Annotated in this window: 19 protein-coding genes; 7 read left to right on the top strand and 12 right to left on the bottom strand. The window is 62.8% G+C overall.

Translation table 11 applies throughout. The annotated features are described in order from the left end of the window. Positions 1-56: 56 nt before the first annotated feature. Genes G7068_RS14805 through G7068_RS14790 form a run of 4 tightly spaced genes read left to right on the top strand, consistent with a single transcriptional unit; the run spans position 57 to position 3257 of the window. Positions 57-869: an ABC transporter ATP-binding protein gene (locus G7068_RS14805; RefSeq protein WP_166292665.1), complete on the top strand. Its 813-nt coding sequence runs from the start codon at positions 57-59 to the stop codon at positions 867-869. Further along, the gene (locus G7068_RS14800; protein WP_166292664.1) at positions 866-1561 is read left to right on the top strand and encodes an ABC transporter permease; all 696 of its coding nucleotides are present in this window, start codon (positions 866-868) and stop codon (positions 1559-1561) included. Before G7068_RS14805 ends, G7068_RS14800 begins: the two co-directional genes overlap by 4 nt. After that, positions 1558-2316 carry an ABC transporter permease gene (locus G7068_RS14795; protein ID WP_166292663.1) on the top strand — a complete coding sequence of 253 codons (759 nt, stop codon included), beginning with the start codon at positions 1558-1560 and terminating at the stop codon, positions 2314-2316. Before G7068_RS14800 ends, G7068_RS14795 begins: the two co-directional genes overlap by 4 nt. After that, the gene (locus G7068_RS14790; RefSeq protein WP_166292662.1) at positions 2313-3257 is read left to right on the top strand and encodes an ABC transporter substrate-binding protein; all 945 of its coding nucleotides are present in this window, start codon (positions 2313-2315) and stop codon (positions 3255-3257) included. Before G7068_RS14795 ends, G7068_RS14790 begins: the two co-directional genes overlap by 4 nt. A gap of 19 nt (positions 3258-3276) precedes the next feature. Here G7068_RS14790 and G7068_RS14785 read toward each other — a convergent pair whose 3' ends face one another. Beyond that, positions 3277-4566 (bottom strand): ATP-binding protein, encoded by a 1290-nt coding sequence (locus G7068_RS14785; RefSeq protein WP_166292661.1) that lies wholly within the window; start codon positions 4564-4566, stop codon positions 3277-3279. 371 nt (positions 4567-4937) lie between these two features. On the opposite strand from G7068_RS14785, the gene G7068_RS14780 reads away from it, so the two are divergent. After that, complete coding sequence (locus G7068_RS14780) at positions 4938-6536, top strand: DEAD/DEAH box helicase (RefSeq protein ID WP_166292660.1); 1599 nt, start codon at positions 4938-4940, stop codon at positions 6534-6536. A 181-nt stretch (positions 6537-6717) separates the two neighbouring features. On the opposite strand, the gene G7068_RS14775 is transcribed toward G7068_RS14780, so the two are convergent. The 5 genes from G7068_RS14775 to G7068_RS14755 form a co-directional block, all read right to left on the bottom strand. Beyond that, positions 6718-7176: a nucleoside deaminase gene (locus tag G7068_RS14775; RefSeq protein WP_166292659.1), complete on the bottom strand. Its 459-nt coding sequence runs from the start codon at positions 7174-7176 to the stop codon at positions 6718-6720. 16 nt (positions 7177-7192) lie between these two features. After that, positions 7193-8704, bottom strand: coding sequence for a cytosine permease (locus G7068_RS14770; RefSeq protein WP_166292658.1), 1512 nt, complete (start codon positions 8702-8704; stop codon positions 7193-7195). Between the two features lie 118 nt (positions 8705-8822). Further along, positions 8823-9425 (bottom strand): ankyrin repeat domain-containing protein, encoded by a 603-nt coding sequence (locus G7068_RS14765; protein ID WP_166292657.1) that lies wholly within the window; start codon positions 9423-9425, stop codon positions 8823-8825. Beyond that, on the bottom strand, positions 9418-10392 hold the full coding sequence (locus tag G7068_RS14760; RefSeq protein ID WP_166292656.1) for an oxamate carbamoyltransferase subunit AllH family protein: 975 nt from the start codon (positions 10390-10392) through the stop codon (positions 9418-9420). Before G7068_RS14760 ends, G7068_RS14765 begins: the two co-directional genes overlap by 8 nt. A gap of 4 nt (positions 10393-10396) precedes the next feature. Continuing rightward, positions 10397-11350 (bottom strand): carbamate kinase, encoded by a 954-nt coding sequence (locus G7068_RS14755; protein ID WP_166292655.1) that lies wholly within the window; start codon positions 11348-11350, stop codon positions 10397-10399. Positions 11351-11548: 198 nt separating this feature from the next. On the opposite strand from G7068_RS14755, the gene fdrA reads away from it, so the two are divergent. Together fdrA and G7068_RS14745 are read left to right on the top strand one after the other, a co-directional pair. Then, positions 11549-13084: an acyl-CoA synthetase FdrA gene (gene fdrA, locus G7068_RS14750; RefSeq protein ID WP_166292654.1), complete on the top strand. Its 1536-nt coding sequence runs from the start codon at positions 11549-11551 to the stop codon at positions 13082-13084. A gap of 10 nt (positions 13085-13094) precedes the next feature. Beyond that, positions 13095-14516, top strand: a complete 1422-nt coding sequence (locus tag G7068_RS14745; RefSeq protein ID WP_166292653.1) for a YlbE family protein — start codon at positions 13095-13097, stop codon at positions 14514-14516. A 132-nt stretch (positions 14517-14648) separates the two neighbouring features. Here the strand turns inward: G7068_RS14745 and G7068_RS14740 are convergent, their stop codons facing one another. The 6 genes from G7068_RS14740 to G7068_RS14715 are packed head-to-tail and all read right to left on the bottom strand — an operon-like array spanning position 14649 to position 20271. Further along, complete coding sequence (locus tag G7068_RS14740; RefSeq protein ID WP_166292652.1) at positions 14649-15326, bottom strand: GntR family transcriptional regulator; 678 nt, start codon at positions 15324-15326, stop codon at positions 14649-14651. After that, the gene (locus G7068_RS14735) at positions 15323-16051 is read right to left on the bottom strand and encodes a type 1 glutamine amidotransferase (RefSeq protein WP_166292651.1); all 729 of its coding nucleotides are present in this window, start codon (positions 16049-16051) and stop codon (positions 15323-15325) included. The genes G7068_RS14740 and G7068_RS14735 overlap by 4 nt, the downstream gene beginning before the upstream one ends. Beyond that, positions 16048-16773, bottom strand: a complete 726-nt coding sequence (locus G7068_RS14730; RefSeq protein WP_244304544.1) for a gamma-glutamyl-gamma-aminobutyrate hydrolase family protein — start codon at positions 16771-16773, stop codon at positions 16048-16050. Before G7068_RS14730 ends, G7068_RS14735 begins: the two co-directional genes overlap by 4 nt. A 5-nt stretch (positions 16774-16778) precedes the next feature. Further along, complete coding sequence (locus tag G7068_RS14725) at positions 16779-17531, bottom strand: substrate-binding periplasmic protein (RefSeq protein ID WP_244304542.1); 753 nt, start codon at positions 17529-17531, stop codon at positions 16779-16781. Beyond that, on the bottom strand, positions 17528-19024 hold the full coding sequence (locus tag G7068_RS14720; protein ID WP_244304540.1) for a glutamine synthetase family protein: 1497 nt from the start codon (positions 19022-19024) through the stop codon (positions 17528-17530). Before G7068_RS14720 ends, G7068_RS14725 begins: the two co-directional genes overlap by 4 nt. A gap of 2 nt (positions 19025-19026) precedes the next feature. Next, positions 19027-20271: a cytochrome P450 gene (locus G7068_RS14715; RefSeq protein WP_166292649.1), complete on the bottom strand. Its 1245-nt coding sequence runs from the start codon at positions 20269-20271 to the stop codon at positions 19027-19029. Between the last annotated feature and the right edge of the window lie 133 nt (positions 20272-20404).

Genomic DNA, 20404 nt, shown 5'->3' with positions numbered 1-20404 from the left:
CACTGCGCGCTAGGGTGGAACGGACGCGCGTCGATTGACCAACCGGGAGGTGTGGCGTGATCGAGTTTGAGCACGTTTCAAAGGCATACGCTGACGGCACCGAAGCTGTCAGTGACTTTTCGGTCACCGTGCCTTCTCGCAAGACTGTGGTCTTTGTCGGTTCATCTGGCTCGGGCAAGACCACTCTCTTGCGCATGGTGAACAGAATGGTGGAACCCACCGCGGGGCGGGTGCTCATCGACGGCGAAAACGTGCGGGATCGCGACCCGGTGCAGCTTCGACGCTCGATTGGCTACGTGCTGCAGCAGGGTGGTTTACTCCCCCACCGCACAGTCATTGACAACGTTGCGACTGTGCCCGTGCTTGAGGGTAGATCGCGCGCAGAAGCCAGAAAAGACGCTCGCGAGCTGCTTGAGCGCGTCGGCCTCGATCCCGCACTGGGAAAACGGTACCCGCCTCAGCTTTCAGGCGGCCAACAGCAGCGAGTTGGCGTGGCACGCGCCCTCGCGGCTGACCCCAATATCTTGCTCATGGATGAGCCATTTGGCGCTGTCGATCCGATTGTTCGACGCGAGTTGCAGCGAGAGCTGATCCGGCTCCAGTCGGAACTTGGCAAAACGATCGTGTTTGTGACCCACGATATTGACGAGGCTTTTTTGCTCGGCGATGAGGTCGTGGTGATGCGCGAGGGCGGGCGGATCGCGCAGCGTGGCACGCCAGCAGAGATTATGGCGAACCCGGCAGACAGCTTCGTACGTGAATTTATCGGAGCGGATCGCGCCGAGCGACGACTCAACACACTCGAGGTGGATGGACGTCAAATTGCGGTCGATGAAGACGGCCGCGCAGTTGGAGTGCTGAACTCGTGAGCTGGTTGCTTGAAAACTGGCCTCGGGTTGTCGAACTCATGGCCGATCACCTCCGCCTGAGCCTTCCTCCGATTCTGTTTGCAACACTGATTGCCGTTCCCCTGGGCCGACTCGCATTTCGGCGCCCAAGAATTGGCGGCCCGCTTCTTTCCACGGCCGCCCTCGCATACTCGATCCCAGCCCTGCCGCTTCTCATTGTCATTCCTGTGGCGCTCGGTGTCCCCCTCCGTTCTTGGCAAAACATGGTGGTTATGCTCACCGTGTACGGTGTTGCTCTTCTCGTGCGCTCAGCAGCCGATTCGTTCGCCTCGGTTGACCCAAAGGTGCGCGAAGCGGCGGTCGCGATTGGGTACTCGCAACCTGGGCTGTTTTGGAGGGTTGACCTGCCTCTCGCGCTGCCCGTTCTTATCTCGGGTGTTCGAGTTGTCGCGGTTTCAACCATCAGTCTGGTGACGCTCGGAGCACTGATTGGTGTGTCGAGTCTCGGAACGCTGCTCACCGACGGATTTCAGCGCGGCATCGCCGCAGAAGTCTGGGTTGGCGTCTTGGCAACGGTTGCGCTTGCGCTGGTGTGTGACGTGCTCATCATCGCGCTGGGCAGGGGGCTCTCGCCCTGGGCCCGGGCGCTCCGGTCCAAGCGCGGCCCACGGTCGCGCGCCGGTTCAACAGTCCGATCGCGAGTCGCCCAGTGAACCTCTTCAGCGAGACTCTCGCGTGGCTCTCCGACCCCGCCAACTGGGCCGGGCCCAGCGGGATACCCACCCGACTGGGTCAACACCTCGCGATCACCGCAATCGCGGTGCTCCTTGCCGCGGTGATCTCACTTCCGGCCGGTGTGCTCATCGGCCACACTCGCCGCGGCGCAGGGTTCGTGGGTGGGCTTACCGGCGCCGCCCGCGCCCTGCCAACGCTGGGTGTGCTGACGCTCCTGGGACTGGCGTTCGGGATCGGTCTCGCTGCGCCACTTCTCGCGCTCATTGTCCTCGCGATCCCCTCACTCCTAGCCGGGGCGTACGCGGGGGTGCAGTCAGTCGATCCCACGCTGCCCTCCGCTGCTCGAGCGATCGGGTTGAGTCCGACGCAGGTCATTCTGCGCGTCGAAGTACCGCTCGCGCTCCCCATCTTGGTCGGGGGCATTCGGGCAGCGACCCTGCAGGTTGTATCAACGGCGACACTCGCCGCCTACACCGCAGATTTTGGACTGGGCCGTTACCTCTTTGCCGGCCTGAAGACAAGGGACTACCCGCAGATGCTCGGCGGCACGATACTCGTCATTGCGCTGACACTTGCCTTGGATGTTGTGCTCGCGTGCTGCCAACGGGCTGCGCAGCGGGTTCGGGATCCTGGCGGCACCTCGGGCTCGAAGAAACTCAGCGATGCAACCAACCATGATCGAACCAACACTGTTCAACACCTACACCTCCGCCGGAAGGGTTCAACTCCATGATTCGCTCCAACCGCAAACGTTCGTTCCCACTCTCCGCGGCCATTCTCGCGGCGGCAACCGCAGGGGTGCTAGCACTCTCAGCCTGTGGCTCAAGCGACCCATTGGCAACCGAGTCGAACAACGACACGAAGGCCAAGGACAGCACCATCGTCATTGGCTCGCAAGACTATTACTCGAACGAGATCATCGCCGAGATCTACGCACAGGCGCTCGAATCCGCTGATTACTCGGTTGATCGGCAGTTCAGGATCGGCCAGCGCGAGGTCTACCTGCCCGAGATCGAAGCGGGCAAGATCGATCTCTTCCCCGAGTACACCGGCAATCTGCTGCAGTACTGGGAGCCCGACACCACGGCACGCCTCTCTGACGATGTGTACGCCGCGCTGACCAAGGCCACCCCGAAGGGACTGCGTGTGCTTGAGCAGTCTCCGGCCACGGACCAGGACAGCTACACGGTCACGCAGGACTTCGCCGACAAGTGGAAGCTGAAGGACGTAGCCGACCTCTCAAACGTGACAACCCCGCTGACGCTCGGGGCTAACTCCGAAGCGGAATCGCGACCCTACGGACCAAAGGGCCTCGCAGATCTCTACGGCATCAAAGATGTCGGATTCACCCCGATCGAAGACAGCGGCGGGCCGCTCACCGTCAAGGCCCTGAAAGACGATTCGATTCAACTCGCTGTCATCTACACTGCCGACCCAACACTCAGCGCGAACCATCTTGTATCGCTCAAAGACACCAAGGGAGTGTTCCTGGCTTCACATGTCGTGCCGCTCGCGAGCGACCGTGTCGACGAGAAGGCCGCCAAGATTATCAACAAGATCAGCGCCGCTATGAGTCCCGAAGATCTCATTGCCCTCAACGGGGAAAGCGTGAACGATGAGGAATCCGCGGCGAAGATCGCTCAAAAGTGGTTGGCGGACAACAAGCTGGTCTAACTTTGAGACGGGCCCTCGCTCACAATCGTGCGAGGGCCTCAATGTCTTCAAGGAACGCAGCCTGTTCTTCGGCCGAGACCGTAGCGCGGGTCACACCGAGCGCGGCGAGATAGTCGGAGGTCGCAAGCTCGGTCGCCGAGTCGTCTTCCTGTCGCACTCCGGCACGCAGCGCGCGTGCGAGCGCATCCTGCGAGGCGCGGCGAGCAGCGTACTCGATGTCCGCGGGTGTGAGGCCTGCGCTGGCCGCGACAAGTGCCGCCACGTCAACGTCCTGGGCGATCTCGGCGGGCACATACCGATGCCAGATCGCGTTGCGCGCTTCGTCGTCGGGTAGTCCGATCGGCAGCACGTAGTCGAACCGCCCGTGGCGTAGGAACGCCGCGTCGAGTGCTCGCACGAAGTTCGTCGCGCACACCAGCAAGAGGCCCTCGCGATCCCGAAACTCCGCGACAATCTTCAGTAGCTCGTTTGTGACTCCCTGCGTGGGAGAGGGCGGATCACCGCGCCGCTGCGAGGCAATCTCTTCAACCTCGTCGATAAACACCACCGCGTGCTCCAGTTGCACGATCTGTTCAAAAGTCTCGCGCAGGGATGCGGCCATGCTTGTGACCCCGTCGCCCAGACGCGAGGGGAACACCTCAACGAAGGGCCAGTCAAGGCGAGAAGCCACGGCTTTGGCAAACGTTGTTTTGCCGGTTCCGGGAGGCCCAAACAGCATCACGGCACGCGGCGGCACTACGCCGTAGCGATCCGCGAGATCGGGTTGGGCTAGCGGCGCGACCAGGCGCTCCTCAAGCAGTTGCTTCTCGTGCCGCATACCGGCAACGTTTCCCCAGAGATGGCGCGGCAGCACTCGTCCGCCCACGTCCTTCAACAGGTCGAGTTCACGTCGCTGCACGGGCATCTGCCGTTCCAGATAACGCAGGCTGTGCCGGGTGACAAACCCGTTTGAAGTCAGCATCTCAAGGCGACTCCCCTCGGGCATCAGCACCGAGAGCGTCGACAGCCCGAGTGGCGCCATCCGCCGCTCAAGCGCATCGAACAGGGCCCCGGAGACGTTCTCTGAACGAGCGCCCTCCTCGATCCCGAAGAACACCACCCAGCCCTGTGCGTGCGCCGCACGTCCCACAGCGGCCGCGACGATCTCATCGTCCCGCACCGCGACAACCGCGTGATCTTCGCGACAGGACGCGGTGACCTCTGCGAGCGAGTAAACCGGCTGTTCCGCTGAGGTGCGCGCCTCCCACCACAGCCGCACAACTGCATCGAGATCGTCATCGTGAAATTCGCGAATGTGAATGCGTGCCATGTTTGCATCATGCCAGACACACGTACTGTAACGACAGTGCTGCACCCCGAAAATTTCCCGCACGGTGATCGGGCGGTGATCCCGAGCCTCGAAGCCGCAGGGAGATTCACAGCCCACCCATTCGAGAAACCAGCTAGGCTGGTGCGGTTGGCGTGAAAACGCCACGCGTCGCTATTCACCGCACCGCCCGCCAGCATCACAGGCCTGGGCGCCGTTCGGCCCGATCCGCGGCGAACGGATGCGCGATCCCGCGCACTCGATATTTTGCAGCGACGCACGGTGTTTGCGGTTCCGTATTCTCTAGATCGTCACAGATCCTCGGAATATTTCGAGCGTGCGCACCGTCGGCTGCTCAAGCATGAAAGGTCCCAGTGACCGAACAGACCACTCCAGCAACGCCCTCCTTCCTGGATCTCGGCGTTCCCGCACCCCTCGCAGACGCACTCGCCAAAAATGGCAAGTCTGCACCGTTTCCGATCCAGCGCGACACCCTGCCCGACACACTCGCTGGCCGCGACGTGCTCGGCCGCGGACGCACGGGATCAGGCAAGACCATTGCGTTCGGGATCCCGCTCGTTGCAAACCTCGCCGAGAACGTGGCGCAGAAGCGTCGTCCGAACAAGCCGCGGGCCATCGTGCTCGCCCCGACTCGTGAGCTCGTCACGCAGATCGCGGAGACCATCAAGTTTCTGGCTGATCCAGTTGGCGTACGCGTCACGACCATCTTCGGGGGCGTCTCGCAGCGCCGCCAGGAAGAGGTGCTTGAGCGCGGCGTCGATATCGTCGTTGCCGCTCCGGGCCGCCTCGATGACCTCATGAAGCAGGGCATCGTTGACCTAGGCTCGGTCGAAATTACCGTGCTCGACGAGGCCGACCACATGGCCGACATGGGCTTTCTGCCCGTCGTCACCCGCATTCTCAACAAGACCCCGCAGCGCGGCCAGCGCCTGCTGTTCAGCGCCACACTCGACAACGGCGTAGACAACATCGTCAAGAAGTACCTGCACGATCCGATCATGCACTCGGTCGATTCGGCAGAGTCCCCCGTGCCCCAGCTCACGCACCACGTGTTTGAGGTCTCGGGCAAGTCCGACAAGGACGCACTCATCGAGGCGCTCGCGAGCGGCACCGCCCGCCGCATCTTCTTCACGCGCATGAAGCACCAGGCGAAGCGTCTTGCCAAGCAGCTGACCGCACAGGGCATCCCCGCGGTGGAGCTGCAGGGCAACCTCTCGCAGAATGCGCGCGACCGCAACCTCGCCGAGTTCGTCAGTGGCGAAGCGCGCGTGCTCGTTGCGACCGACGTTGCTGCCCGTGGCGTGCACGTCGACGGTGTGGACCTGGTCGTGCACATCGATCCCCCGGTCGAGCACAAGGCATACCTGCACCGCTCCGGCCGCACCGCCCGCGCGGGCAACGAGGGTGACGTTGTGACCCTCGTGCTGCCCGAACAGCGCGGCGAGATGAAGTCGCTGCTGCGCCAGGCCAAAATCAAGGTCACACCCCGTCACGTGAACCCGAACGCGGCGAACATCGACCCGGAGGTGCTCGCGCTTATTGGCGAGGTGGCGCCGCGCCTCGATCCCAAGGAGATCGAGCGCAAGCGTGCCGCTAACCAGAACGCTCAGCAGCGCGCTGCGGGCCATGCACCCCAGGGTGAGGGTCGCAGCCAGGGCGCTAACGCAAAGCGCAAGCGCTCGCGCGGCGGCCGCGGTGGATCAGACAATCAGAGCCAGGGCGGCCAGAGTCGGGGTCAGGGCTCCGGGCGCGGTCAGGGCTCCGGGCGCGGTCAGGGCTCGGGTCGCGGTCAAGGTTCCGGATCCGGCCAGAGCCGTAACGGTCAGGGCTCAGGATCCGGCCAAACCCGCGGTGGCCAGGGCGGCTCCGGCGGCCAGCAGGGCGGCCAGCGCCGCACCGGCCGTCGCGCGAGCGGAGGCGGATCCAGCACCGTCTACTCGACCAACAGCTAGCAACACACGCACAAACGGCCCGCAACCCACCAATCTGGTGAGGTTGCGGGCCGTTTCTGATCTGCGCGGCAAGCTGCCCACCGAGCCCGCACCCCAGCGCCGAGCCCGCGGTTCACAGCCGCAGGCTCGGCGCTGGAGCGCACTTTAGACGCAATGCCGAGCCGAACCAGGCCCGACAGCGCTACGCGTTCAGACGCTGAAACTCAGTCCAAATCTCGGCGCAGTCGTCACGGCCCTCGTCGAGGTGCTCCATGTCGAAGGCGGCGGGATCGCTGCCGTCGAGGTAGTCGCGCAGGTGCTGATCCGAGAACCCGTTGTCGGCCGCATCGACACGGGTGGAGGCGAAGAAGCACTTCGAGACTCCCGCCCACATCATGACGGCGACGCACATGGGGCACGGCTCGCAGGTCGCGTACATGGTGGTGCCCGCGAGATCGAGCGTGTTGAGCTTGGCGCAGGCCTCGCGCACAGCCACCATCTCGGCGTGACCGGAGGGATCCGTGTCGCGCAGCACGGTGTTGCCCACCGCGACGATCACCTCTCCGGAGGCGTCGACAAGCGTGGCACCAAAGGGGCCACCGGTGCCGGCTTGCATGCCCTCGATCGTGGCGTCACAGGCGAGTTTGAAGTAGTTGTCCATGATGATCTCCTAGTTACTAGATGCTAGAGGTGGGGATTGCATTCCGGCGCCCGGCAAGCAGCGTGAGGGTGTAGCCCACAAAGCCGATGATGAGGCCAGAGAAGAACGCCAGGTTGTTGACCTGAGCGAAGAACTCAATGGACGACACCCCGGGCAAACGTCCACTCATGGTGAGCACAAAGCTGATCGCCAGTACCGCGATCGCACGCCAGTTGTAAGCGGGGAGGGATCCGCGCTCGCCCCCGCGGTAGTCCGCGTAGATGCCGGGGATGTCTACTCGGCGACGGCGCTCGATGAAGTACGAGGACAGCATGATGCCGACGATGGGCCCGAACAGCGACCCGATAATCGAGTAGAACAGGAACAGCATGTTGGTGTTCTCAACAAACTGCCACGGCAGAATCAGTGTGCCAATCACCGCGGTCAGCAGAGCACCGCGCTTCACCGTAAAGAACTTCGGCAACTGTGCGGCCAACTGCAGGCCAGCTGGCAGCATGTTTCCGAACACCACAAACGCAACAGCTCCCACGTTCATCGCGATAATCAACACCACGACCACAAACGGGTTGCCGATCGAGTTGATCGCCTCAACAAACACACCCGGGCGGTTGATGTCGAAGTTGCCGTTTGTCGCCACCTGCAGCGATGCCACAAACGAGACCGCGACCAGCGCGAACAGCAGATACGATCCGATGACACCAATCGGGAATCCGATGGCGGGCGCTCGCAGCGACTTCGCGTTGCGAGTGTAGTCTCCCGTGTTCACGATCGGGCCTGCCCAGTTCGAGACCAGCATTGAGACGCAGGTGATGAAGATGATCGGAGTCACCGGGCTATCAACCACACGCACCGAGAAGGTCTCGCCAAGGCCGCCTGCGTTAATCACGGCAAGCACCACGGCAATGACAACGAGCACGTACACGACGGGGTTTGCCCAGGTGCTGAACTTACCGAGAAATTTCTGCCCGGCGAGGAACAGACCGACCGTAATCACCCAGGTGATGACGTAAGAAATCAGGGTCGGAATCGGCAGCCCGAGGAACTCGGCGCCGCCACCAATCTGCAGGAATCCCGGGAAGATCGTGTCAAACACGACGTCAAAGGCCTGCGCAGACGAGACACTGGTGATTCCGAAGAACATGAAGCCCGCAATGATGCCGCGAATCCAGGTCGGGATCAGTGCGCCCTTGTGACCAAACGCCTCACGCACCTGCATTGCAAACGGCACCCCGTACTTTGCGGCAGCCTGCCCGTTCAGCACATACCCCACCGAAACGATCACGGCGGCGGTCAGGATCGCGCCAACCACCTGCCACGCGTTCAGCCCGAGAGCGAAGAACGTCATCACGGTGAAGTAGCTCAGAATGTTGTGGATTGGTCCCATCCACACGGTAATAAACTGCGGCACTTTCCAGGTGCGATCCATGGGGCGGATCGGCAGCACATCATCAACGTAGCCGCGCGAGCGGTATTGCTCGACGGCTTCGGCGCCCGGGTCAATCAGACCTCGGGTTTCTGTGTCTGTCATTGTGGCGTTCGCTTTCTGCGCTGGGCGCATGGTGGCGGGTCCTGGGGAGTGCTACGACCGTGCCCTGCCCGCCTGAGGGGCACGTTCGCGGCTTTGGCGGCCGACCCAGCTCTCAGAGCTAGGCGCCGGCCTCTCGCAGCTGCGCGGCGATCTCGGTAAATCCGAGCTTCTCCGCGTGCTGCAGTGGTGAGACGCCCCACTGGTCGACCATCTTCGGGTCAGCTCCGGCGTCGAGCAATATCTGTACGATCTCTTGCTGGGCCGCATCGCCCTCCCGCAAAATGATGGCCTCTAGCAGTGGAGTCCACCCGCAGAGATTTGTGTAGTTCACGTTCATGTCGGGCAGCGTTGCGAGGTAGCGCGTTAGCTCGACATACCCCTTCTCAGAGGTTGGGTGGATCCCGTAGCCGTCGAACCGGGTTCTCCGCTCAATGTCGGCGCCCGCGGCGACCATGTGACGGGCGACTTCAATGTCGTCGTTAATGCACGCCCACAAAAACGGGTTGAGTTTGACGCGGTTCTGCGCGTTGATGTCTGCACCCGCCTCGATCAACGCATCGAGAGCGTCGAAGTTGCGGGCGCGCGCCGCGATCAGGGCGGCAGAGGATCGCTGCTGCTCGGTCGTCGCCGTTGCGCTGGGATCGGCGCCGGCTGCGATCGCCGCACGCACTTCGTCGGCGGAGGCGGTTGCGACAAGCTCGGGCCACAGGGTTTCAGTCATGGGTATTCACTTTCAGGTTCGCGGGCAATTGCCCTGGGATGGGTCGAAGTAAAAGATTGTGGGCATCAACGAGGCCGGTGAGCGCGTCTGAGCCCGAGGTTGATCCGATTGCCGCAGTGGCTGCAAACGTCTCAGAGATCGCCCTCGCATCATGTTCGAGCAGAGCACGGCCCGCCGCGGCAAGGTCATGGTGGAATGAGCGCTTGCAGGCCGCGATAAGAAAGTGTCGACTGATATCCGTGGTGCGTCCAGCACCATCGGAGCCAAGCAGGAGGTCGCTCAGGCACACGGCGACTGCGAGTCGCGCATCTGCTGAGTCGGGGTGCAGGGAGAGTGTCGCGAGTGCACCAACGAGATAGTCATCACCAGACGGGGTGAGACCTATCCCCAAACCGATGAGATCGGCGATGGCCCGGCGCAGGCTGTTGAGAGGGGAGGTGGGGCGTTGGGAGAGCTGCCCGGCGAGGGCGAGGGAAAATGCCGATCTCGCGTGTTGGAGCCGAACAGCGACGGCGCGATCGAACGGGAGCTGAGAGGGGTTTGGGGTGAACGCTCCCGGAGGATCAATGCTGTAGGGAGGTTCTCCGTCGTCAAACGGATCCCGAGTTTCGAGCGCGCTCGCGGTGAGCGGTTCGACGCGACAGGTAAAGTACGTGATCCCGTGCACGTCCACCGCCAGCGCTGAGCTACCGGCGTTCCCGAGCACGACCGCATGTTCGCGAAGAGCGACGGCCTCCCCCGCGCGTACGCCCACGAAATGCCTCTGAGAGGTAATCATGGCTCCCGGTTGCGGCCGCCCGGTGCTCGCGAGCAGGGTGAGCAGCTCACCGTCGACAACGATGTTTACCGCGTGATCAAATGCGCTATGAACCGTCGTGTGAATGGCCTGCTGAGCCGCCTCAGCTAATACGGGCCGCCAGATCTCGTCGGCCACAACCGGGCGAGTTCTTGACGGGTTCTCAAACATGACGCTATGCGGTCTTTTTGACGGGTTGCTTCGCGTAGCGAATACCCTCGTCAAGCTGCGGCACAATTTCCGTGCCGATCCGGCGCGCAAGCAGGTCGTCGAGCCGGTCGAGTGGCCCAATAAGCACTCGGCCACCGGCCCGCGCCACGCGAATCGCGGCATCAACCTTCGGCTGCATCGATCCCTCAGCGAAGGGGATCTGCGAGATCGCATCGGCGGAAGCGGTGAGAATGTCACGCTGCTCGGGGGTGCCCCAGTTCTCACTCACAAAGTCGCCGTCGGTGAGCATGATGAGCATGTCGGCTTTGATGTCGGCGGCAAGCGCGGCACTCGCCGCGTCTTTGTCAACAACGGCCTGCACACCAACGCGCCGCCCCGATCCCTCTTCTTTCACGGGAACACCGCCGCCGCCAACGCAGACAACAAGGCTGCCCGCCTCGAGCAGACGACTCACGAGTGGTGCCTGCACGATTGACTGCGGAACGGGTGAGGGAACGACACGACGGAAGGCGTCGCCGTCTTTAGCGATGGTCCAGCGGTACTCGGCCGCGGCTTCGGCCGCGTCGTGCGCCGAGTACTGTGGGCCGATGAGTTTGGTGGGGCGGTCGAAAGCCGGATCGTATTCGTCAACCACGGTTGTGGTGAGGATCGCTGTCACCTCTCGTTTGCCGCCGAGTGCGTTCGAGAGCTCCTGCTGCACAACGTAGCCGATCATGCCCTGCGTCTCGGCGCCGAGGATATCGAGGGGGTAGGCCGCGACATCCTGGTAGGCCAGATTCTGCAGCGCGAGCAGTCCAACCTGCGGGCCGTTGCCGTGGGTGATGACAACCTCGTTTTCGGTGGCGAACTGCGCGAGCGCGGTGCAGGCCTCGCGCACGTTCTTACGCAGGTAGTCGGCAGTCATGGGCTCGCCACGTTTGGCGAGTGCATTTCCTCCGAGTGCGACGACAGCGCGCATGGGCTTCCTCCTCAGGCACCCCGGGGTGGGGATCCAAACTCCAACATTCGTGGAACACCCTCAGCCTAGCAGGTTTTTGTATACCAAAGATTGCGCACATCGCCACAAATTGCGCAAAACACGTCGCTTGTTCCATTTTTGGCATACCATTAGCAATAAGGACGCACACCCCTGCGATCCTCTCTGGAAAGGAATCCGATGAGCCGGCACATCAGTATTCGCAAGAACACCTACCTTGATTCGGTCTCGCTCATGTCCATGAGCACAAAGGCAAACGGCGTCGATGGCGTCTCGCAGGCATTTATTGCCATGGCGACGCCGATGAACAAGGAGGTGCTGGCCAACCTCGACATCACGGATGCCGCGATCGAAGAGGCGAAGCCGAGTGACCTCATGATCATCGTTGACGCGGAAGACGCGCTGCTTGAGAGCGCGATCACCGCGGTCGATGACATCATCGCCCGCAAAAACGACGGCGGTGCAACTGCCTCCGAGACCCGCTACCGCACCCTCGACAGCGCGTTTGAAGCCGCTGCCGATTCAAACTTGGTACTCATCTCAGTGAACGGTGCATTCGCGGCTCGCGAGGCTCGTAAGGCCCTGAACGCCAACAAAAACGTCATGATCTTCTCTGACAATGTGTCGGTCGAAGACGAGCTCGAGCTGAAGCAGCTCGCTCACGAAAAAGGTTTGCTCGTGATGGGACCCGACTGCGGCACCGCAATCATCAACGGCACCGGGCTCGCCTTCGCAAACGCCGTGCGCCGCGGCTCCATCGGTGTTGTCGGGGCCTCGGGCACCGGCAGCCAAGAGGTCTCGGCGCGCATCCACGATTTCGGCGGCGGCATTTCGCAGCTGATCGGCACGGGTGGCCGGGATCTCTCGACCGAGATCGGCGGCATCTCAATGATCGATGGCATCCGCGCACTCGATGCCGATCCCGAAACCAAAGTTATCTTGATCGTTTCGAAGCCGCCCGCCGAGGAGGTCGCCGAGAAGGTGCTCGCCGTTGCGGGCGCCGCGTCGAAGCCTGTCATCGTTACCTTCCTGGGCTCATCGCGCACCGAATCGGGTTACGACAACGTGCGCATCGTGCAGGGCACCAAACCCGCAGCACTCGCGGCGGTTGTTGCGAGCGGCATCGATGAGTCCACACTCGACCTGCACCCGCTCAACCTTCCCCTGATCGCGGAGGTGCGCGCGAAGCTCGCCCCCGAGCAGCGCTTCATCCGCGGACTCTTCTGCGGCGGAACGCTCTGCGACGAGGCCATGTTTGCCGCAATCGAAAAGTTCGACAACGTCTACTCGAACATCCAGAAGGATCCGGCTCGCGTTCTCGGCGCGACCGATCCGTCGCGGGAGCACACCTTCCTCGACATGGGTGACGACGATTTCACGAACGGACGCCCGCACCCGATGATCGATCCGTCCCTGCGTTTGAAGCGCATCGTTGAGGAGGCGAAGGATCCCTCCGTGGGTGTCATCGCCATGGACTTTGTGCTCGGCTACGGTTCACACGAGGATCCCGTTGGGGTCACTATCGATGCGATCACCGAAGCGAAGGCCATCGCGGCAGCCCGCGGTCAGCACCTCGAAATTCTCGGCTACGTGCTCGGCACCGACCTCGACACCCCGGCCATCGCTGAGCAGGTTGCACTGCTTGAGGCCGCAGGCGTCACCATTTCTTCTTCCTCCACCAACCTGGGCCTGCTAGCCCGCGAATTCGTCGCCTAAGGAGCATCAGATGAGCATCAACGATCTGTTCGCCAGCACCCTCAAGCCAGTCAACCTCGGCCTGGACATGTTCGCCGACGACCTGCGCACGCAGGGCGCCGACCCCGTTCTGATGGACTGGACCCCGCCCGGCGGCGGCGATCCCGAGGTCATCTCGGCGCTCTCCCGCCTCGAACGCCCCGAACTCGCCGAGAAGATCGACGCTGCCAACCAGGTAGCACTCGATCGCATTCTGTCGGCGCAGCCCTTCCTTGAGGGGTTCGGCCAGGCCATCGACACGGTGCCCGGCATGACAAAGAAGACGATCTTGCACGCGGGCCCGCCGATTGAGTGGGAGCGCATGTGCGGCCCCATGCAGGGTGCGGTCACCGGGGCGCTCGTATTCGAGGGCCTCGCAAAAGATCTGAGCGAGGCCGCTGAACTTGCCGGATCAGGCGAAATCACCTTCTCCCCCTGCCACGAACACCAGTCGGTCGGTTCGATGGCCGGTGTCACGAGCGCGAGCATGTGGGTGCACCAGGTCACGAACCGCACGCACGGCAACAGGGCGTTCACGAACCTCTCCGAGCAGCTCTCGAAGATTCTGCGCTTCGGCGCCAACGATCAGTCGGTCATCGACCGTCTGAACTGGATGCGCGAGGTGTTCGGCCCCATGCTCTCCGCGGCAATGGAGCTCAACACCGACGGGATCGACCTGCGCCTGCTGCTGTCGCAGGCGCTGCACATGGGTGACGAAGCACACAACCGCAACGTCGCCGGCACGACGCTACTGATTCAGGCGCTCACGCCGTACATCGTCGAGACCGACTTCTCGACGAAGGAGAAGCGCGAGGTGTTCGACTTTGTCGCCTCGTCCGACTACTTCTCTGGCCCCACCTGGATGGTGACGGCGAAGGCCGCCATGGACGCGGCAAACGGCATCGAAAACTCGACCGTCGTCACGGCGATGGCCCGCAACGGTGTCGACTTCGGCATTCGCGTCTCGGGCACCGGCGACCAGTGGTTCACCGGCCCCGCGCAGCAGGTCGTTGGCCCCATGTTCGCGGGCTACACCCCGGCAGACTCGGGGCTCGACATGGGTGACTCCGCGATCACCGAGACCTTCGGCATCGGCGGCTTCGCCATGGCCGCGGCTCCGGCAATCGTCGCGCTCGTTGGCGGCACTGTCGACGACGCGATGAACTACTCGCGCACTATGAACGAGATCACGACGGGCAACAACTCCAACGTCACGATCCCGGCACTCGACTTCATGGGGGTACCCAGCGGCATCGACGTGCGCAAGGTGATGGAGACCGGCATCCTGCCGCTCATCAACACCGCTATCGCCCACAAAGATCCGGGAATCGGCATGATCGGCGCGGGCATCGTTCACCCGCCCGTCGAGGCCTTCCAACAGGCGCTCGTCGCGCTCTCCGAGAAGATCGCCTAGACACCGTGTCATTCTGCGTGAGCTTGCGAGTCGCAGAATCTACCCGGTCAAAGCTGAACCTTCAGTTAAAGGCAGCCTGTCTTGCGGTAGATCCTGCGACTCGCTGCGCTCGCGCAGGATGACACAATTACGCTATTCAGCCTCAAGCTTCCGCTTCACAATCGGCATCGTCTCGTAGCGGCTGTGCTCAACGTGCGCCAGCGCCAGCGCCGCAGCGCGCTCGACCTCACCGGCAACAATGGCGGTGCACAGGTCGTGGTGCTCGTGGTGCAGGTGGCGCTCGTCACGCTCCGTGACGATGTGAAACAGCCGCTGCGTGCGAGCCCGCACAGGCACCATCAGGGTCTGCAGCAGGCTGTTGTTCGAGAGTGTCACAATCCCGTCGTGGATCGCAGCCGTCGCCTCGGCAATCTCATCTCCGTCGCCGCGGGCGATCACGGCCTCGGCCTCTTCGAGTGTCGCCATCAGCGCCTCGCCAGAGCCCCCGCCGGCGCAGTACTCCGCGGCGAGCCGCGCAGCGAGCACCTCAAGCGAGCGCCGCACCTCAAACAGTTCGACGATCTCTTCAAGCTCCATCGGAGCCACCACCACACCCCGTCGGTGATTGCTCTTGATGTAGCCCTCGGACTCGAGGCGCGGAAACGCCTCGCGAATGGGAACACGCGACACCTGCAGCTGCTCGGCAAGTTCGCGCTCGCGGATCCGGCTGCCGGGCGGCATTGTGCCGTCAATGATGCGGTCCCGCACCCACTGGTACACAAACTCATCGAGCGCCACACCGGTCGCCGTGTCAGACGCAGGCGACGTCATCGTGCGCCTCCGATAACAACTTCCGCAAACCGCGAGGCCATCCCAGACCAGGTCTTGTTCAGTTCGGGATCAGCGGCGCGCACCCTCTCCACCACTTCATCGGCCACGAGGTTGAGCTCCGCGAGCCCCTGAGGGTCATCCGCAGCCCAATCACTCGCGGTCTGGCTCAGAGCCTCCGGGTGAAACTGCACGCCCCAGGCGCGCGGACCAACACGGAACGCCTGATTCTGGCAGCCTGCGCTCGACGCCAACAGTGTCGCTCCCTCTGGCAGCTGATCCGCCTCCAACCAGTGCCACTGCACCGCGGGCACAGTCGAGTCACTTAGTTCGCCGAACAGCGGATCTCCCGCGGCTTCGCGAGAGAACGCGACCGACTGCAGCCCGACCTCGGGCCCCTCGGGGTTCGTTCGTACGTGGCCCCCCAGTGCCGTTGCCATGAGCTGCGCACCGAGGCAAATACCGAGGGTCGGCACCTGCTGCTCAACACCGGCCGCCAGCAGGGCGCGGGTTGAGGGCAGCCAGGGCGCTTGCTCGTCGTCGGTTGGCCCCATTGATCCGCCGAGCACGATGAGTCCGTCGTAGCCGTCGAGTGTGTCTGGTACAGGTTTATCGCTCGTGGGCCCAACTCGGTCGAGTTCAACGCCGCTCTCAGTCAGGCTCGACATGAAAAGCCCGAGTCCTGCATCCGCCTGATGCACTACGACAAGCACGCGTGCGTCGCTCATACTGCGATCTCCCTCGTTTCCATTCTTTCCGCGAGCACTCGCGCACGATCAACCAACCAGCGAAAGATCGCGTGTTGCGCGGGTTCAACCGCGGCGGTGTCTTCAGGATGCCACTGTATCGCGATCAACTCAGCCGTTTCGTGTTCCAGTGCCTCGACAACTCCGTCCGGTGCGAGACCGGCGACCCGGAGACCCATTCCAACCGTCGAAATCGACTGGTGGTGATACGAAGAAACAGGCAGTGATACTGAACCCACAACTGACGCGAGCAACGAGTCAGGTTCGATCGCAACCTCGTGCACGCTGTTGCGGTGTGGACTGTCAGCGGGCAGATCCTGCACGAGTTTTCCGCCGTGCTCGACGTTCAGCAGCTGGAACCCACGGCAGATTGCAAGCACGGGGATTCCACGTTCCATCGCGGCGGCGATCATGTCGGCCTCGAACTGATCCTGAGCCGCAAAATCCGCAACGGAGGTCGCGGGCCCCGGCTCTTCTCCGTAACGACGTGGATCGACATCGGATCCTCCAGGGACCAGCAGCCCATCGAGACCGCGCAGCCGCTCGGCAGCGGGTGACGGCCCCTCGGCAAACAGCGTGAGGGGCTCACCACCAGCGCGCACGACGGAACGGAGCACGGCGGAAGACACCGCGCTGCCGTCAAAGCGCAGACCGTGAATCTGGTTTGACCACATGCCGGTCACGCCAATGCGCGGAACGCTCATCTGGCTCATTCCTCGGTCGCTGCGAGCAGCGCGGGCTCGAGCGGGAACGGCAGCAGCGGCATCCACTTGCCCCACACCGCCTTTAGCGAGCCGTCTGCGATGACCGCCTCGATCGCCACGTTGATCTCGCTGCGCAGCGCATCGTTGCCGGGCGCGACGCCGATCCCCCAGCGGTTGCCGGTGAGCACAGTGAAGGCCTCCACAAAATCGGGGTCCTCTTTGCCGAGCGGGATCATCACCACGTCATCGTCAACAAACCCGTCAATGGCGCCCGAGCGAGTTGCCTCGATCATGTCGCCGAACACATCGTCACTGGCTCCGAAGCTGACCAGTTCAACACCGGGGAAGGTCTCGGCGAGCTTCATATTGGTGGAGTTGGCGATGGCGCCGATCCTGTAGCCGTCGAGGTGCTCGGCGGCGCGGGCAGGATCGTCGGCGCGCACGATGAGCGTCTCGTTGAACACCGCGTAGGGGTGTGTGAAGTCGACGAGCGCGGCGCGCTCGGCTGTCATGCCCTGACCGCACCACACGGCGTCGGCTTCGCCGCGGCGCACCGCCGGGATCATCTCTTCCCACGGCAGCATGACCCACTCGATGTCGGCGCCAATGCGGTCTAACACGAGCCGCGCAGCCTCGGGTTCGTAACCGTCACGGGTCACACCATCGGGGCTCTTCGCGAAGAGCGGCAGTGCCTCTGAATCGATGCAGGCAAGACGAATCTTGCGGATGGTGTTGCCATCCTCAATATTGTTACTCACGGAATTGCCTCCCAGTACTGATCGAACTCCCACTGTGAAATCTGGCCGCAGTAGCGCGCCCACTCATCTCGCTTCAGTTGCAAGAAGATACGCGTGAGCTCTTCGGGGATCGCGCCCATCAGATACTCGTCCGCTTCGAATGCCTCGATCGCGCTGCCCAGGGTGTTCGGCACCACGACCCCGTCGAGAACCGCGCTCGGCTCCCCCGGGTCACCCGGGTCGAGCTGCGCTTCGAGCCCGTGCTCGATCGCGGCGAGCAGGTACAGGTGCGAGAGGTAGGGGTTGACGCTCGCATCGGGCAGGCGGTACTCCATACGGCCGTTTGCCGAAATGCGGATCGCAACACCTCGTGTATCGAGGCCCCAGTCGGCGCCGGAGGGTGCGAACTGGCCCGCGTCCCAGTACCGCTTGTAGGAGTTGACCGTTGACCCCATCACGAGCATTGATCCGGGGGTATGCAGCAGCATGCCACCGATTGCGTGGCGGGCCGTTTCGGTCGCGTGCAGTTCAACTCGACCGTCTTCGATGACGTTTTCGTCTTCACCGTCTCCGGTCACCCGCCACAGGCTGAGGTTGTGGTGGCACCCGTTGCCCATTTTGCCGTTATAGGGCTTCGCCATGAAGCTCGCCTGCAGACCGAGCTCGCGCGCGACCTGCTTGCAGATCTGACGATAGGTTGTCATGCGCTCGGCCGTCAGCTCGGCGCGGTCGTAGTCCCAGTTCAGCTCAATCTGACCGTCGTCTTCGTAGTCACCCTGAATCATGGTGAAGTCGAGGGCCTGGCCGTAGCTAATGACCTTCTTGTACACGGGACGCATCTTCTCGAGGTTTTCGACCTGGTAGGCCGGGCTCTGATCCTCCTTGGAAACCACCTCGATGCCCGGGCCTACCCAGGTCATCTCTGGTTCAAGCCCGCTGCGCAGTTCGAGGCCGGTGCGCTCGGTGAATCCGCGGTGCGCGGCTTTGAAGAGCGCGCGGGTGTCGAGCGGAATGAGACGCCCGCCGCCCTCGTCCAGGTGCGGCGGATCGTAGGCGGTGCAGAAGATCCTGCCCACCTCGGTGTCCCAGGGCAACACTTGGAAGGTCTCCGGATCCGGAAGCCCCCAGAACTCGTGCGCGTCGACACCACCACCGATCAGTTCACCCTCGCGGCTCGTCTGCAGGTCGGTGAGTGCGGTGCGGTGGAACGCGATCCCCTTCTTGAGCATGCGCTTGTAGAGCTCAGCCGGCACGACCTTCGCGACGGTGCGGCTGCCGAGCGTCGGCAGCATGTAGTAGATGTATTTCACACCGCTGTCGACGATCTTGGCGCCAAGCGCCTCGACCGTTTCGGGGCGCATGTTCGCCTCTTGGTGGCGCGAGAAAGCCGTTGTGTCGGCGAGAATCTCGCGGAGCGCGGCGCCGAAGCGCCCGCCCGAACTGAGGTCTGGCATGTGAGCCCTTTCATCGTTGGAAGGCTGGAGGTTTACGTGCGGGTCAATGGTTTGCAGCATAGTTACGCTCCTTTGCGTACCGAAAGGGTGATGGGCAGGCGAACGGGACCGTGGTTGCCGGAGTCGGGCAACCACTCGTCGCCACCGGGGCAGGTGATGTTGGTGAAATTCTGGGCGAGCAGCGGCAGTGCCACCCCCATATCGGCACGCGCGATGTAGTGCCCGAGGCAGTGGTGCACCCCTCCACCAAAGGTGTGGTGCGGCTCGCGATCCTTGGCCTGAATATCGATCTCGGGATCGGGGTAGGCCGCGGGATCGGTGCCACTCGCCATCGTAAAGAGGTGCACGGTCGTGCCCTTCTTGATGCGCAGGCCCTCAAATTCGAAGTCTTCGTTGGCCTCACGGGTTACCCAGCGAGTTGTTGGATTCACGCGAAGGGCTTCTTCGAGCGCGGGTTTGGCAAGCTCCTCCGGGTTCTGAGCGAGCAGCTCCCACTGATTCGGGTTGCGCATGAACGTTTGCAGCACGAGTCCGATCTGGTTGCGGGTGGTATCCATGCCCCCAAACAGCATCAGCACGAGTCCGTTGCGCAGCTCGGCATCCGTCAGTTTGTTGCCCGCCTCGCTGAACTGCACGAGACGCGAGACCACGTCTTGACCGGGGTTTGCCTTCCGCTCCTGGATGAGCTGATCGACAAAGTCATACAGCTCCTGAACGGCAACGTCGATCTTCTCGATGTCTTCCTTAATTTCAACGCTCAGGGCGTAGCCCACGGTGTTGGCGCGATCCGCGATGAAGGGCCAGTGCTCGTGCGACAGCCCCATCATGGTGCAGAGCGCGCGAGTTGCAAACGGCTCCGAGAAGTCGGCGACAAACTCAATCGCTTCGCCGCGCGCGACCTTCGCCTTAATGTTGTCGATCAGTTCATTCGCGAGATCGGCGAATTCAGGTTCAAGGCGACGAGCGGTCGTCGGTGAAAACGCGGGGTTCAGCAGACGGCGGATGCGGTGGTGCTCCTCGCCCTCAAGCACGAGGAGATTCTTGGCCCACCACTCGTAAAAGATTCCGCTGTGAACGCCGTGGTGATCCGGCCACTTGGCACTGCCCTGGTTCAGGCTCGGGTGCTTGAGCAGCTCGGTGACCTCTCGGTAACGCAGCACGCCGATGCCGTAGTTGGTCTTCGCGTACCAGTTGCGCTCGCGGGCATCCCGGACCGCTTCTGAGCTCATCGCGAAGTCTGGGGACGCGATGTCGAGGTACGCCGCGTCAAAGTTGGCAACGTCTGCGAGATCGATGCTGTTGGTCATCCGTACTCCTTTGTCGAATTTCCTGCCGCGTCTTCAACGACGAAGCAATTCTTGAAATAAGTTATATCTGAATGATTTAAAACGCAAGTGCAGATATGAAATTGGCCGCGAACTGAACGACTTGAGAAATAAA

Source organism: Leucobacter viscericola (genome assembly GCF_011299575.1).
GTDB classification, from domain to species: domain Bacteria; phylum Actinomycetota; class Actinomycetes; order Actinomycetales; family Microbacteriaceae; genus Leucobacter; species Leucobacter viscericola.
This window is presented reverse-complemented; position numbering and strand designations above follow the sequence as displayed.

Excerpts from the sequence above, each read along its gene's own strand:
- G7068_RS14770 (WP_166292658.1), bottom strand. The coding sequence starts at position 8,704 with ATGACAGACACAGAAACCCGAGGTCTGATTGACCCGGGCGCCGAAGCC.
- fdrA (WP_166292654.1), top strand. The coding sequence starts at position 11,549 with ATGAGCCGGCACATCAGTATTCGCAAGAACACCTACCTTGATTCGGTC.
- G7068_RS14715 (WP_166292649.1), bottom strand. The coding sequence starts at position 20,271 with ATGACCAACAGCATCGATCTCGCAGACGTTGCCAACTTTGACGCGGCG.
- G7068_RS14745 (WP_166292653.1), top strand. The coding sequence starts at position 13,095 with ATGAGCATCAACGATCTGTTCGCCAGCACCCTCAAGCCAGTCAACCTC.
- G7068_RS14785 (WP_166292661.1), bottom strand. The coding sequence starts at position 4,566 with ATGGCACGCATTCACATTCGCGAATTTCACGATGACGATCTCGATGCA.
- G7068_RS14735 (WP_166292651.1), bottom strand. The coding sequence starts at position 16,051 with ATGAGCGACGCACGCGTGCTTGTCGTAGTGCATCAGGCGGATGCAGGA.
- G7068_RS14755 (WP_166292655.1), bottom strand. The coding sequence starts at position 11,350 with ATGCGCGCTGTCGTCGCACTCGGAGGAAATGCACTCGCCAAACGTGGC.
- G7068_RS14720 (WP_244304540.1), bottom strand. The coding sequence starts at position 19,024 with ATGCTGCAAACCATTGACCCGCACGTAAACCTCCAGCCTTCCAACGAT.
- G7068_RS14775 (WP_166292659.1), bottom strand. The coding sequence starts at position 7,176 with ATGGACAACTACTTCAAACTCGCCTGTGACGCCACGATCGAGGGCATG.
- G7068_RS14740 (WP_166292652.1), bottom strand. The coding sequence starts at position 15,326 with ATGACGTCGCCTGCGTCTGACACGGCGACCGGTGTGGCGCTCGATGAG.
- G7068_RS14790 (WP_166292662.1), top strand. The coding sequence starts at position 2,313 with ATGATTCGCTCCAACCGCAAACGTTCGTTCCCACTCTCCGCGGCCATT.
- G7068_RS14760 (WP_166292656.1), bottom strand. The coding sequence starts at position 10,392 with ATGTTTGAGAACCCGTCAAGAACTCGCCCGGTTGTGGCCGACGAGATC.
- G7068_RS14765 (WP_166292657.1), bottom strand. The coding sequence starts at position 9,425 with ATGACTGAAACCCTGTGGCCCGAGCTTGTCGCAACCGCCTCCGCCGAC.
- G7068_RS14730 (WP_244304544.1), bottom strand. The coding sequence starts at position 16,773 with ATGAGCGTTCCGCGCATTGGCGTGACCGGCATGTGGTCAAACCAGATT.